Origin of the sequence: Mycobacterium sp., assembly GCF_035697385.1 — a bacterium.
In the GTDB taxonomy this organism is placed as follows: domain Bacteria; phylum Actinomycetota; class Actinomycetes; order Mycobacteriales; family Mycobacteriaceae; genus Mycobacterium.
Genome location: NZ_DASSCY010000265.1, coordinates 1 through 13,998, shown reverse-complemented (window position 1 = coordinate 13,998; position 13,998 = coordinate 1). Strand labels below are relative to the sequence as shown.

Genomic DNA, 13,998 nt, shown 5'->3' with positions numbered 1-13,998 from the left:
CCGACGCGCCGATCGAGATCCCACAGGACGCACTGCTCGCCCTGGCATCGCGACCAGTGACCATGCGATCACTGTTCGCCGAAGCTGTTCGGCCACAGGGTCATTGGCTCCCGCGACATCGGTCGGTGCGCCCCCGTCGGGATGGTGGTGCAGAAACCGGCCGTAGGCCTGGTTGCAGAAGGCCGCATACCGTGCCGTGCACAAAATCAGGCCGTGCCACGCCTCGTCGACGGCGCGCGAGGGCATACCGATCACTTGGTTGTCACGCAGCGCAGGTGCGCAGCAGCGCAACCACTGGCGCAACCGGTGTCGATGAGTTCACGCGGCTGCCACGGGCAGGTCTTGAACACGGCCGCGGGAAGTTCCAGCTCTGCCACCGCGGTAGACGCCGCTCCAACTGATCCGCGCGCCGGCGTCGCACGCTTTCACTGTATTAGGCCGGTTGCTCCCACACCCGGTTGGACCGCACGGTGTCCAGCCGGTAATCGGTGACGCGGATATCGAACAGCCGGGCGCCGAGATCGTGGGCGCACGACAGCGGGTTACTGGGGTCACGCACGATCTCCCCGCGGCTGTTGCCGTTGCCCACCACGACGCCGACGAGATCCTGCCCGAGATAGCGGGTGAGCTCCTGGAACTGGGCGATGACGCCCTGGGTCGCGCCGAGATAGCTCTCCTCGCACGAGATCAGCACGCCCACTTTCTTGTTCATGATCCCGTCGACGACCTGCGCCTGTTGGGGGGCGCTGTTCGCGGTGTAGCAGAACAATCGATCGAAGACGGTCTTCAGCCGGCCGGGCATGCCGTAGAAGTACAACGGCATCGCGAAGATGATGCCGTCGGCGGGCAGCATGCGATCGACGAGCAGTTCCTCGTAGCGGTCGTCGAGAGAGCAGAGCCCGTCTTCGACGCGGCGGCAGCGCCGGCAGTTACCCAACAGGCGATCGACGTACTCGTCGAGAAAGACGTGTTCCACGTCGTGGCCTGCCGCGCGGGCACCGTCGATGGCCGAACGCGCAAGGACATGTGAGTTGCCGTCCTCGCGTGGGCTGGCGCTGATTACCAGTGTCTTCATCGTGTCCTCCGTGCTAAAAGCTTTTTTCAGGGCTGCGGATGGGAGCGGGGCGCGGCAGGTCTCAGCCCGCCAGTTTTCGCAACGTTGATCGTCGGATTTTTAGTTCGGTCGGGACGGTGACGGTGCCGACGGCGGGTTCGTCGCCATCGATCAGACCGATGAGCAGCGAAACGGCTTGCGCGCCGATCGTTCTCGGGTTGCAGAACACGCCTGACAGCTCCGGGGTGGTGAGGTTGAAGGTACTGCTGTCGACGCAACTGCATAGCCCGAGGTCGTCGGGAATCTGCACGCCGAGGATCGCCGCTTCGTGCAGGACGTCCAGCGCAATGTCCTCCGAACCGGCGTAAATCGCATCGGGCGGCGCCGGGCCGTCGAGCAGTTGTCGCAGAGCAGCTTTCGCCGACATCTCCGCCCCGGTTTCGACCCACTGGACGGGCACACCGCGAGCCTTCGCCCACTGTTCGTACGCTTCCACGACATCACGTGTGTAGGACCGGGCGCGATCGGTGATCATCGCGGCGGGTCTGCGGTAGCCCTGATCCCACATGTGCTCGAACGCGTTGATGGCCGCCGCGCGGTGGTCGTTGTCGACCACGTGCTCGCCGCGCCGCCGGCCTGCGGTACGCCCCGCGGTCACGACCGGATGGGTGGCCGTCCATTGCGGGTTCAGCAACCCCTCATCGCCGTGCGGGTCCACGATGATCGCGCCGTCCACGGCGAAGGCAGCGATCGTCGTCGGCCCGACCCCCGGCGGCGTGAGTACGAGCGCATAGCCGTTGCGGTCGGCCTCGTCGGACGCACCGTTGAGGACCTCGAGGAAGTACTCGGAATTCGGGATCAACATGCTCGACTTGCTTGTGGAGTCGAACGGTGCGACCTGGATCGCGATGGTCCTGCTGCGATTGGTCACCAGCTGCTGGGCATGCACGTTGGCTCGGTAGCCGAGTTCGGCGGCGACGTCGAGTACTCGCCTCCGGGTCTTCTCGCCGATGCGGCCCTGATTGCTCAGCGCGTGGGAAACCGTCGTCAATGACACCCCGGCGGCGGCAGCGACGTCGCGAATCGTGACCGCCACTTCCACCTCCCTCGCCAAGCTGCCATCCATGATGTCAGACGCGAACGCAAGCATGGCTCAACGCGTGGCCGGCGCGAAAAGCTCAGCGGATTCTGGAAACGCGCGCAACGCCAACGGGTAGACGACTGCGGCGACAACGCCCGCAACCAGGAAACCCAGATCCAGCCCGCCGAAGAGTTCCGCTCCAGGCGAGGTGAACCATTCGTTGTTGGTGAACAACAGGCCGGCCGCGAACGATATCGCCCAGGCTCCGACGCCGACGAAGTTGAGTCCGCCTGTGAACCAATAGATTCCGCCCTTCTCGCCGCGGTTGAAGACCTGTAGGTCTTCGGTGTCGTAGTAGCCGCGCCGGTGAAAGTGACCGATCGTGATGATGACGATCCACGGCACCGACGAACACGCCAGCAGCACGAGGAAGACTGCGACGCCGTTGACCAGAGCCGAATAGAAATGGCCGACGTAGACCAGGGCGGTTGCCAGCACACAGGCCACCAGCGTTGCCTGAACCCGGTTGAGCCGCGGGATGATCGCCGATGTGTCCAGGCCCGTTCCGTAGGTGTTGATGACCGCCTGTGCGGTGCCCGATGCCAGGCCCACGTAGATCAGTGCGGGCACAAACCAGGCGGGCGCGGCGTTTATCAGGCCCAGCACATAGGAGCTGTCAGCGTCGGGTGTCGCGGTGGAGAACAGCACCGCGGCGGTGAACACACCCCACATGATCGGACCGCCCATCCCGAACAGGCCGCCGATGAACAGCGCTCGCATGATCGATCCGTCCGGATGGAGCCGCGGCGAGATATGACGTGTCCAGTCGCCCGCGTACGGCCCGTAGGAGGCGACCGTCGATGCGCACAGTAGGGCGGACAACACCCACGCCGCGTGGACCGAACCCAGTGCGTACGAACCCGTTCCGGTATAGGACGGATCGAAATCTCGTCCGTAGACAAAGAGGCCGATGATCAAACAGGTTCCGGCTGTCGGGATCATGAACTTCTGGCAGAGCACCATGCTGGAGTGGCCGAGGACAGACACGATCGTCACCACAACGGCCAGCACTGCGTAGGCCGCCAGGCGTACGGGTTCCGTGTTCTGCAGCCCGAAGAAACGCGTCAATGCGCCCGCGAGGGCGTCGCCTCCCGTCCAGATGCTAAGCGCGGCAAAGGCGACCGATGCCGTTGCCTCGAGGACGGATCCGATGAGCCGGCCGGCGACGCCGAAGAACGCACCGCTGGACACGGGGTTGTTGGTTCCGGTACGAGGGCCGAGTAGGCCTGTCGGCGCCAGCAAGGCCGCGCCGACGGCCGACCCGACGATAACCGCGGTCGCCGCCTGCCACCAGCTCAGCCCGAAACTGATTGGGAACCAACCGATGACGATGACGCTGAACGTCAGTGAGCCGCCAAAGAGAATGCTGCTCAGGTTTCGCGGTGAGGATCGGCGCTCACCTTCGGGGATGTAGTCGACGCCGTATCGCTCGATGCGGCCGGCGCGGTCCTTGTGGTGGGGCAGCGCGGTGGCCCCGTCGGGGTCGGTTGTGGGCTTGAGGGTCATGGGAAGGTCTCCTACTCGCCGTGCACGAGCCAGCGGAAGGGCTCGAGGTGGCGGTTGTCGGTGGTGATGAGGCTTTCTGGATGCCACTGCAGGCCGAGTAGGCCCGGCGCTTCGACTGCTTCGATGATTCCGTCGTGGGACCACGCCGTCGCGGTCAGCGTGTTGCCGACGTCTCGGATGGCCTGGTGATGGTGTGAGTTGACCTCGGCGAGTCCGGCCACGGCGCTCTCTGCGCACGACCCGACCTCGGTCTTGATGCCGTGCCGGAGGGTCGCGTATCCGCGGTCGTGGCTTTCGTCGGCGTGGCCGAAGTAGCCTTCGGCCGGCAGGTCCTGAATCAGTGAACCACCTGTGGCAACAGCCAATAGCTGTGCACCGCGGCATATTCCGAGCACACGCTGGCCGCTGCCCATCGCTATTCGAAGTGCCCGCAGTTCGATCCGGTCGCGGTGACGATCGACCGAATCGAGGCTGGCGCGCGGTGCTTCTCCGTACTCGGAAGGGTGCACGTCGCCGCCGCCCGAGAGCAGCAGGGCGTCCACCCGCTTCATCGCGGCGTCGATTCCCGATTCATCCATCAGTGACGGCAACAGCACGGGCGTACCTCCCGCCCCCAGCACCGACCGCACGTAGGCCGCGACGATGGCGGCACGCTCGGTGGAGCCGATCGTGATACCGATGACTGTCATAGGTTCAGCAGGTAGGTTGTGCGCTCGAAGTCGCTGACCTCGGCGTGGCTGCGCTCCCACTCACCGCGCTTCATCGCCACGTAGTCCCGGATGAAGGACTCGTGAAACACGCTGTGAATCAGCGGATCTGCCTCGAATGCCTCCACGGCGTCGATCAAGGTCCGAGGCAGCACGTCGATGCCGTCATCGGTGTAGGACACCACATCCTCGGGCTTGCCGGGATCGATTCCGTCGCGGATTCCCTCTAGGCCGGCCGCCAGCATGAATGCGGCGGTCAGGTAGGTGTTCGCCGCGGCGTCGACGCTGCGGTTCTCGATGGCCGGACGATTCTCGGGCAGACGCAGCATGCAGGACCTGTTGTTGTGTCCGTAGCTGATCTTGGTCGGCGCCCAGGAGAAATTGCCGTCGGCAAGCCGCGGCACCAATCGGCGATAGGAGTTGGTGGTCGGATTGGACAATGCCGTCAGCGCCTTGGCGTGCTTGAGAATGCCGCCGGTGAAGTGCAAGGCCTCCTTGCGCCATCCCGCGTCCGCGGACTTGAACACATTCTCGCCTGTGTGCCGGTCTTCCAGGCTCATGTTGAAGTGCGCACCCGAGCCCCACGTCTCGGCGAACGGCTTCGGCATGAAGGTGGCCAGCAGCCCGGATTCCTTGGCTGCCTGGCGAATCAGCAGCCGGAACAGCGTCATTTTGTCGGCCGACTCGACGACCTCGGAATGGGCGAAATCGAACTCGTACTGTCCCTGCCCGCCCTCGGCGTCGAAGCTGAACAGGCCGAAGTCGAGCTCGGTCATGTATGTCGTGACGCGGTCCAAAAATGGCATCGCATCCAAGGTGACTTCGAAATCGTAGGCAGGCGTCGGCTCGATCTCGCCGCTCGCTGCCAACGGCGTGAGCCGGCCGCCGCCGATCGATTCCGGTTTGAAGACGTAGAACTCCGGCTCAACGCCCAGCTGGCAGACGTATCCCATCTCGGCGGCCTCGGCCACCTGCTGTTTGAGGGCCGACCGTGGACATAGTGCGAAGGGCTCGCGACCGCCGGCAGACATGTCGGCGATCATCCACGCAAACCGCCGATCCCAGGGCAGGATTTGCAGCGTCGATGGGTCGGGGATGCCGACGACTTCGTCTTCGACGGGGTTCATCTTGCCGATGCCGCCCATACCGCGTGGTGTGTAGCGTTCCGAGCCGGCGATCAGATTCGGAAGATGGTCGATCGGAACGACTTTGGATTTTGGTCGGCCCAAGACGTCGATCCAGCAGCCGACCGCATACTGAACGCCCTTGCGCGCCAGCTCCTCGGCCAGTTGCGTGTGGTCTTTCGACAACGGGTTGACGGTATCCACGGTTACTCCACTCTCTCGGTGCTGGAAACTGGGCTGTCGGTCTGTCGGAGGGCGGCGCTGGCCGCTACGAAGGGTTCGATCGGGGCACGCGCCAGGCCAGCACCGATCTGGCCGCCTTCAGCGCCGGCAATACCGATGTCCATCACTGGGGCGATGCCGGTCGCGGCGACGGCATGGACGTCGATGCCCGTCGGGGTTCCACGAAAGCCGAGGAACGGCACGGTGAACAAAGCGCTTTCGGTGTGGGTGATGCCGTACATCTGCTCGTTCAACGCGACCATTCGGTCGACGCCGCCCTGATAGTCCTGCAGTGTGAAAGCAGCCGCCTGGGCGAATGCGCCAAGGCCGCATACCTCGGTGATGATGCTCTCGCCACCCATGAACTGGGCGTCCTCGATGCGGTGTCCGTCGGTCAGCCGGTAGTGCTCGAAGTGGGGGAGCGGGCCGGTGAACCATCGGTGCCCCAGGCCGGACACCTGGATGCCGAAGTGCTTGCAGGACATCGCCATTGACGTGACGATCGATGAGCCGGGGATGCCGGACATTTGCCGGACCATGACCTTGGCGGCGGCCATGGCCGGTCGCAAGAAGAAGTAATCACCCGCTGTCAGATAGTTGACCAGCTCGCCTGCGGAATCGCCAGCGGAGGCGAGCGCGGGCAAGATCTCCCGCACGAACAACAACGAGGCGGCGGTGTTGCGGCTGTGCAGCTCATCGCCCTGCCGCAGCGCCCGCTGCATGATGGGCACAAGACGGATGCCACCGCTGCGGCGAATCGCCTGCCCTAGTGCCGGTCCGACAACCTCGGCCAAGAACCGCAAGTTGGCGTCGACAGCGCGATTCCAGACGCCGTAGTTGAGCCGGTCCGGCGTCTCGCCTTCGAACAATGTGCAGAATGCGCGCTGCCTGCTGTGCGCGTCCTCGACGATCACGACCGGCATGGACGCCGATGTCACACCCGCCAGGGACCCGACGCAGCCGTAGTCCTGACAACCGGCGACCGTCACCTCGCCGTTGGCCAGTAGGGCTGCGGCGGTGGACGTGTCAGCGGCCAGGCCTTCGTAGACGACGGCGCCAAGGATTGCGGTGCGCTGACCGCCGCCATATTGCGACCACGGCATGGTCGGTCCCGAGGTGAGGATCAGGTCGCGCCGCATATCGGGTATCGCTTCGAGCGCGGGCAGGACGTCGATGAGTACCGGTTCCGATGCGGAGAGACGTTGCACTGCGATGTCGTTGGCGGTCTGGGTCGCAGTGGACCTGCGGGGTGGAGAGGTAGCGGTCATACATGCCTCCTGCTAAAAGGTTTTTGCAACCGATTTGGAGCTGTGAACTGAGTGATAAAACGTTTTGGCAATGATGCGACTCACACGTCGACTTGTCAAGAGGGTGCTACCCGCGGAGTGGATTTGTTTCCGGCGCGTTTACTCCGGTTGCAGCCAATGGCCGCGGGTACGACGGTATGACAGTGACGCTGACTGAACCCACCGTGCAGACCGACGGCACCTACCGCGACCGCATCGTCGCGGTGGAACCGGGTGGCAACGAGTTCATCTCTGAGGCCGACCGGCACGGGCACCCGCGCCAGTTGTTCTGGACCTGGACGTCGCCCAACCTCGAGTTCGCGACGATCTTCGTCGGCGTGCTGGCCGTCGCCGCCTACGGCATGACGTTCTGGCAGGCGGTGGCGGGCATCGTCATCGGCACCGGCTTGGGCGCGATCGCGCACTACTTGCTGTCCGCCAGAGGCCCTTTGCATGGTGTGCCGCAAATGGTGTTGGGCCGACTTGCCTTCGGGTTCAAGGGAAATGCCTTACCTGCGGTGTTGATGTCGGTGACGGCAGGTGTCGGCTGGTTCGCCACCAACAGCGTCAGCGGCGCATACGCACTTGCCGCGCTGTTCGGCATCGGCCCGCTGCTCGGCCTGATCATCATCGTGGCGCTGCAGACCGGCTTCGCGTTCTTCGGGCACAACCTGGTGCAGGCCTTCGAACGGTGGACGTTTCCCGTGCTCGGCGTCATCTTCGCGATCACATCGATCGTGATCCTGTCGAAAGCCGAGTTGGGGGGACCCGCCGTCGCGGGCGGCATGGGCGGCACGGGCGGCTTCCTGCTCACCGTCGGCACCGCGTTCGGCTACGCGGCAGGATGGACGCCGTACGCCGCGGATTACACCCGCTATCTGCCGTCGACCGTCAATACCGCCCGCACCGGCCTGTATGCGTCGGCAGGCCTGTTCCTGTCCTGCGTCCTGCTGGAGGTCGTCGGAGCCGCATCCGTCACTCTCGGTGGTGATTCGCTGGGCAACCCCACCGAGGCCTTCACCAGCCAGCTTGCCTCGCCGCTGGCAAAGGCCACACTGCTGGCCATCGCGATCGGCGCCATCGCGGCGAACTCCATCAACGTCTATTCCGGCGCAATGGCTTTCGTCACCCTCGGCATCAAGCTGCCACCCCACATCGCCCGGGCGCTGGTCACTGTGTTCTTCGGAGTGGCCGGCTTCCTGGTGGCGTGGTGGGCTCTGCCCGACGCGGCGCACAGCTATGAGGCGTTCCTGCTGATCATCGCGTACTGGATCGGGCCGTGGCTGGGTGTGGTGTTCGCCGATCAGTACCTGCGGCGCGGTCAGACTATTGCCGGCTTCCTGTACGACCGCTCATACACGAACTGGAATGGCTTGCTGTCCTTCGTCATCGGATTGGCAGCGTCGGTGTTGTTGTTCTCGAATCAACAGAAGTTCGTCGGCGTGGTGGCCGCGGCATTCCCACAGCTGGGTGATATCACGTTCTACGTGGGATTCGTGCTTGCAGGCGCGGCGTACTTGGTGCTGTGCCGGTCCAAGATCGACGCAGAACGGAGCGCCGTCTAGCCGATGGATGCGGCCGAGATGCTCGACGTGGCCTACGCCGAAGCGCGAAAAGGCTTGGCCGAGGGCGGCATTCCGATCGGCGCGGCGCTGTTCACCGCCGATGGAGTGTTGCTCGGCAGTGGCCACAACCGCCGCGTGCAAGACGACGATCCGTCGGTGCACGCAGAAACCGATGCGTTCCGTGCGGCGGGCCGCCAACGCGACTACCGCTCAACCGTGATGGTGACGACACTGTCGCCATGCTGGTACTGCAGCGGACTGGTGCGACAGTTCAACATCGGGGCCGTCGTCATAGGGGAGAGCCGCACGTTCACCGGCGGGCACGATTGGCTTGCCGAACACGGGGTCTCGGTGACCGTACTCGACGACGAGCGCTGCGTGACGATGATGGCAGAGTTCATCGCCGCAAACCCGCAGCTGTGGAACGAAGATATCGGCCGATGAGCACTTGTGCGAAGAGCATCAGGAGAGTCTCAGAGTGATTGCCACCGTAGACATTTCGCACTGGCGCGAAGGCGGCACGCAAGCGAAGGCCGCCGCATCCGCCGTTGATGAAGGGCTGCAGCGGGCGGGATTCATCCTCGTCACCGGCCACGGTGTCGACCCGGCGCTCGCTCGCGACGTGCGCGCCGCCGCCCGCGCGTTCTTCGATCAGCCCGTTGACATCAAACGGCGCTATTCGGTGTCCGTCGGCGGCCACGGCTGGCTTGCTCCCGGCGCCGAGGCCAACGCGTACGCCGAAGGAACCGAGACACCGCCCGATCTGAAGGAGAGCTACAGCCTGGGCGCCGAAACGGCGACCGGCGACCCAGACGTCGACCGGATCTGGTTCGCGCCCAACGTGTGGCCCGCCGAAGTGCCGTCATTGCAGACGCTGGTGACCGAGTACACCGATGCCATGCGGCGGCTTGCCGACGATCTGCTGGCCCTGTTCGCCTACGCGCTCGGCCTGCCCGAGAATCCGTTCGCGTCATTGGCCAGCCGGCCGACGTGGACGATGAACATCAATCACTATCCGCCGGTCAGTGTGGTCGGTGAGCCCGAGCCTGGGCAGTTCCGGATCGGCCCGCACACCGATTTCGGCACGGTGACAATCCTGGACCGCGAGCCGGGAGCCGGGGGTCTGCAGGTGTACTCCGACGCCGACGGCTGGAGCGACGCGCCGTACGACTCGGAGGCGTTGACGGTCAACATCGGCGATCTGCTCGAGTACTGGAGCGGACGTCGCTGGCCGTCGGGGCGGCACCGAGTGCTGCCACCGCAACCGCATGCTCCGGAGGAGGATCTGGTCTCGCTGATCTACTTCTACGAGGCCAACCACGACGCGGTCGTCACGCCGCTGGCGCCGCCGATCGGGCAGGTGTCGGGGCTGCAGCCAGTGACGTCGTCGGCGTTCATCAAGGAGCGGCTGGAAGCCATCACGGTTGCTTAATCTGCGCGTCTGCCAGAATGACCGCCATGCGCGTCTACCTGGGCTCTGACCACGCGGGCTTCGAACTCAAGCAGGCTATCATCGAGCACCTCCGCACGACCGGACACGAGCCGATCGACTGCGGCGCCTACACCTACGACGCCGAGGACGACTACCCGGCGTTCTGCATCGCAGCGGCGGAGAAGACCGTCGCCGATCCGGAGAGCCTCGGCATCGTGATCGGTGGCTCGGGTAACGGTGAGCAGATCGCCGCCAACAAGGTGCCCGGCGCGCGATGCGCCCTCGGCTGGAGTGTGGAGACCGCAACGCTGGCGCGCGAGCACAACAATGCTCAAGTGATGGGCATCGGCGGGCGCATGCACAGCACCGAGGAAGCGCTGGCCATCGTCGACGCCTTTCTCACCGCGCAGTGGTCGAAAGCCGAACGGCACCAACGACGTATCGACATTCTCGCCGAGTACGAACGCACCCACGTCGCGCCGGCGGTGCCCGGCGCCAGCCAGTGAACACTGCGTAGGGATGCCCGAAGGCCACACGCTGCACCGGCTGGCCCGGCTGCATCAGCACCGTTTCGGGCGCGCGCCGGTGATGGTGTCGAGCCCGCAGGGCCGGTTCGTCGACGGCGCGGCCGCGGTCAACGGCCGGGTCCTCAAGAAGGCCAGCGCCTGGGGTAAACACCTGTTCCATCACTACGAAGGCGGCCGGGTGGTGCACGTGCACCTCGGGCTCTACGGCACGTTCACCGAATGGGGGGCGATTCCCGGAGAAACACAGCCGCTGCCGGTCGGTCAGGTGCGGATGCGGATGATCGGCGCCGAGTACGGCACCGACCTGCGCGGGCCGACGGTCTGTGAGGTGATGGAAGAACCCGAAATCGCCGACGTGATCGCCAAACTCGGGCCTGACCCGCTGCGACGAGATGCCGACGGTGCCCTGGCATGGGCTCGAATCCGTAAGTCGCGGCGGCCAATTGGTGGGCTACTGATGGATCAAACCGTGATCGCGGGTGTCGGCAACGTGTACCGCAACGAGCTGCTGTACCGGCATCGCATCGACCCCTACCGGCCGGGCACCCACATCGACGAAGCCGAATTCGACGGTATGTGGACCGATCTGGTCGAGTTGATGAAGGTGGGATTTCGCCGCGGCAAGATCATCGTCGTGCGCCCCGAACACGATCACGGCCCGCCGTCATATGCGCCAGGACGGCCGCGCACCTACGTCTACCGCCGCGCCGCGGAGTCGTGCCGAGTCTGCGGCACCGCGATCCGCACCGCAGAGATGGAAGGCCGCAACCTGTTCTGGTGCCCGGGCTGCCAGAAGTAACGCAGCGATACCGCTTGATTGACGCGACAATCTGCGGGTGGAACTCATCCTCGTCGTCGTCGGCGCCATCGTGGTCACTGCCATCGCGCATCGGCGCGGGCTGGAGCCCGCACTCATCCTGGTCGTCGTGGGATTCGCGGTGTCGTTCGCACCGGAATTCGAAGGCATCGAACTGGAATCAGAGGTGCTGCTGTCGGTAGTACTGCCGCCGCTGCTGTACTCGGCGGCGCTGGACTTCTCGTTCCCGACGTTCTTGCGCAACATCCGGCCCATACTCGGCCTCGGAGTCGGGCTCGTCATCATCACCGCCGTCGCCGTCGCCGGTGTGGCCTCGTGGATCGTGCCCTCGCTGACGTTCGGTACCGCGCTGATTCTCGGCGCTGTGGTGGCGCCGCCCGATGCCGTCACCGCCGTCGCCGTCGGCCGCAGGCTCGGGCTTCCGAAGAAGGTGATGGCCATCCTGACGGGGGAGAGCCTCGTCAACGACGCGGCGGCGCTGGCGTTGTTCTCGATCGCCGTCGCGCAGGTTGCGGGTAGCCGGGCCTTCATCGACAACCCGGTACTGCTGTTCAGTTACAGCGCGGTGCTCGGGCCTCTCGTCGGCGCCGTACTGGGCTACATCACGCTGTGGATCCGCCGCCGGCTGGCGCACCCCGGGTTGGAAACCATTCAGGGGTTGGTAGTTCCGTTCGCGGCGTTCATCTCCGCCGAGCACTTGCATGCGTCGGGCGTGCTGGCGGTGGTCGTCGCGGGATTCGTGGTCGGCCACGGTTCGCTCGATGCCGGTTATCAGACGCGGCTGCAGGAACGCTACGTCTGGAACTCCGTCGACGTGATGCTCGAGGCGTTCGTGTTCGCCTACATCGGTTTGCAGTTGCGCTTCGTGATCGAGGACCTGCACGAGGCGCACGAGTCGCTGACCGAAGTCGCGCTGGCCTCAGGTGTCGTGCTGTTGGTGGTGCTGGTGATCCGGCCGACGTGCGTGTTCTTGATGTTCGGACGGGGCCTGCTGTCGCGGCATGTCGAGAACCGGTTGAGCGTGCCGGTGCCGGCCGGGGGTGCTCGCGGCGCGCTCGGCACCCGAAAACGCAAGAAGCGAAGGTGGTCGGATGTCGTCGACCGGCGCTTGCTGACCTGGCAGGAAAACGTCGTGGTGTCGTGGACGGGTATGCGCGGCGTGGTGACTTTGGCTGCCGCGTCAGGCATTCCGGTGATGACGGTCGCTGGTGACCCCTTCCCCGAACGCGCGACCATTCAGGCGATCGCATTCGCGGTCAGCGTCGGCACCCTTCTGATTCAGGGCTGGACGCTGCCGCTGCTGATCCGGTGGCTACGGCCGTCTTTCGAGGCCGATCGGGCCTCCGACGACGCCGAGACGCGAAAGGCGGAGCAGATCGTGCACGACGCGGCCGACGATGTGCTGTCACAGTTCGCCGCCGAGCCGCCTGCCGGTCTGGACGCCGCGACCCTGGCCAACATCACGCGCACGATCGCCCGTCATTCCCAGGACGCCGATGAGATGCCCGACCCGGAGTCGCACACGCTGCGTGCCGAGGTGTTCTCGTCGCTGTACCGCGGGGTGCTGTCGGCGCAGCGGGCCGCACTCATCGCCGAACGTGACGCCGGCCGCATCGAGGATGAAGCCGCCCGAGCGATGCTCGAGCGGCTCGACCTGCAGGAGGCCGGAGTGTCGGCGCGTCTGGAGAGTCGCTTCTGATCTAGCGCGAACGAACGAAAACTAGATGCCGTCGACGAACAACAGACGTCGGCGCAGCGCCTGGTCGCGGATGGCGATTGCCTCGGCATACGACTTCGACGAGTACCAACGCCGTGCGGTGTCCATGTCGGGAAACTCCACGACGACCAACCGCCGCTGCGACGGCCAATCACCTTCGGCTGCTTCAGGCAACGCCCCTCGCACCACGTAACGTCCGCCGTACTCCTGGATCGACTCTTGTGCCAGCGCGCGATATCGGTCGAAGGTTGGCTCGTCGAGCAGCTCGACTTCGGAGATGACGTAGGCCGACACTGTGCGTCAGAAGCCGCCGAAGTCGCCGCCGCCGAAGTCGCCGCCCCAACCGCCGCCGTCGAATCCACCGCCGTCCCAGCCGCCGCCATCACCGCCGCCGTCTGCCTGGTAGTCGGCGCCGGCGTCCTGACCCTGGTCGGCGCCTTGGTCTTGGCCGTCGGCGAAGCCTTGCTCATAGCCGCTGCCATGCATACCCGAGAACAACGCGCTGAACAGGAACATCGAGCCCACACCCCACGCGCCGGCGACGAGAGCGGGTTTCCACCACGGCTCCGAGTACCAGCCGGCGGGGACGGGACGGCCGGCGACGCGCCCGCCGGGGTAGTAGTTCGGGGTTCGCTCCGAAGGTCCGGGGGACGCCTCGATTTCGCGTCCCTCGAACTCCACCCGTCGGTCCTCGGTGACGGTGCCCGCAGACCGCTGACCGGCCAGCGTCTCGAGCTCAGGACCGGGATCCATGCCCATCGCCACCCGGGCCGCGCGAACGTAGTAAAGGCCCTCGAGCGCGCTTTCCTTGGCCAGTAACGCCTGTCGGGCGGTGGTCGCCTGCTCGACCGCCGACGATGCGGCGGTGTATCGCTCGGACGCGTCGGCCATCGCCTGCTT

At 65.4% G+C, this 13,998-nt stretch carries 14 protein-coding genes and 1 pseudogene; 6 read left to right on the top strand and 9 right to left on the bottom strand.

What is annotated here, in order from left to right:
* The 7 genes and pseudogenes from VFH65_RS22305 to VFH65_RS22275 form a co-directional block, all read right to left on the bottom strand.
* Positions 1-377, bottom strand: a pseudogene (locus tag VFH65_RS22305) (hypothetical protein); the annotation flags it as partial.
* A gap of 56 nt (positions 378-433) precedes the next feature.
* Positions 434-1,075 (bottom strand): flavodoxin family protein, encoded by a 642-nt coding sequence (locus tag VFH65_RS22300; RefSeq protein WP_353324307.1) that lies wholly within the window; start codon positions 1,073-1,075, stop codon positions 434-436.
* A 61-nt stretch (positions 1,076-1,136) separates the two neighbouring features.
* The gene (locus tag VFH65_RS22295; RefSeq protein WP_353324305.1) at positions 1,137-2,150 is read right to left on the bottom strand and encodes a LacI family DNA-binding transcriptional regulator; all 1,014 of its coding nucleotides are present in this window, start codon (positions 2,148-2,150) and stop codon (positions 1,137-1,139) included.
* A 57-nt stretch (positions 2,151-2,207) separates the two neighbouring features.
* A complete protein-coding gene (locus tag VFH65_RS22290; protein WP_353324304.1) occupies positions 2,208-3,701 on the bottom strand; it encodes a purine-cytosine permease family protein in 1,494 nt (497 codons plus the stop codon).
* Positions 3,702-3,712: 11 nt separating this feature from the next.
* Positions 3,713-4,390 (bottom strand): gamma-glutamyl-gamma-aminobutyrate hydrolase family protein, encoded by a 678-nt coding sequence (locus VFH65_RS22285; RefSeq protein ID WP_353324302.1) that lies wholly within the window; start codon positions 4,388-4,390, stop codon positions 3,713-3,715.
* Positions 4,387-5,736: a glutamine synthetase family protein gene (locus VFH65_RS22280; RefSeq protein ID WP_353324300.1), complete on the bottom strand. Its 1,350-nt coding sequence runs from the start codon at positions 5,734-5,736 to the stop codon at positions 4,387-4,389. The genes VFH65_RS22285 and VFH65_RS22280 overlap by 4 nt, the downstream gene beginning before the upstream one ends.
* 2 nt (positions 5,737-5,738) lie before the next feature.
* Positions 5,739-7,022: a DUF1116 domain-containing protein gene (locus tag VFH65_RS22275; protein WP_353324298.1), complete on the bottom strand. Its 1,284-nt coding sequence runs from the start codon at positions 7,020-7,022 to the stop codon at positions 5,739-5,741.
* Positions 7,023-7,198: 176 nt separating this feature from the next.
* Between VFH65_RS22275 and VFH65_RS22270 the strand changes: the two genes are divergently transcribed.
* The 6 genes from VFH65_RS22270 to VFH65_RS22245 are packed head-to-tail and all read left to right on the top strand — an operon-like array spanning position 7,199 to position 13,080.
* Positions 7,199-8,605, top strand: coding sequence for a purine-cytosine permease family protein (locus VFH65_RS22270; RefSeq protein WP_353324296.1), 1,407 nt, complete (start codon positions 7,199-7,201; stop codon positions 8,603-8,605).
* Positions 8,606-8,608: 3 nt separating this feature from the next.
* Positions 8,609-9,049 carry a nucleoside deaminase gene (locus VFH65_RS22265; RefSeq protein WP_353324295.1) on the top strand — a complete coding sequence of 147 codons (441 nt, stop codon included), beginning with the start codon at positions 8,609-8,611 and terminating at the stop codon, positions 9,047-9,049.
* 34 nt (positions 9,050-9,083) lie between these two features.
* A complete protein-coding gene (locus VFH65_RS22260) occupies positions 9,084-10,037 on the top strand; it encodes an isopenicillin N synthase family dioxygenase (protein WP_353324293.1) in 954 nt (317 codons plus the stop codon).
* 26 nt (positions 10,038-10,063) lie between these two features.
* Positions 10,064-10,543: a ribose-5-phosphate isomerase gene (locus VFH65_RS22255; RefSeq protein ID WP_353324291.1), complete on the top strand. Its 480-nt coding sequence runs from the start codon at positions 10,064-10,066 to the stop codon at positions 10,541-10,543.
* A 13-nt stretch (positions 10,544-10,556) separates the two neighbouring features.
* Positions 10,557-11,363: an Fpg/Nei family DNA glycosylase gene (locus VFH65_RS22250; RefSeq protein ID WP_353324289.1), complete on the top strand. Its 807-nt coding sequence runs from the start codon at positions 10,557-10,559 to the stop codon at positions 11,361-11,363.
* 37 nt (positions 11,364-11,400) lie between these two features.
* Entirely contained in the window at positions 11,401-13,080 is a 1,680-nt protein-coding gene (locus VFH65_RS22245) for a cation:proton antiporter (protein ID WP_353324287.1), read from the top strand.
* A 21-nt stretch (positions 13,081-13,101) separates the two neighbouring features.
* Here the strand turns inward: VFH65_RS22245 and VFH65_RS22240 are convergent, their stop codons facing one another.
* On the bottom strand, positions 13,102-13,392 hold the full coding sequence (locus tag VFH65_RS22240) for a DUF1330 domain-containing protein (protein ID WP_353324286.1): 291 nt from the start codon (positions 13,390-13,392) through the stop codon (positions 13,102-13,104).
* Between the two features lie 6 nt (positions 13,393-13,398).
* Positions 13,399-13,998 (bottom strand): DUF1542 domain-containing protein (locus VFH65_RS22235; RefSeq protein ID WP_353324284.1); only part of this gene is annotated, 600 nt, incomplete at its 5' end.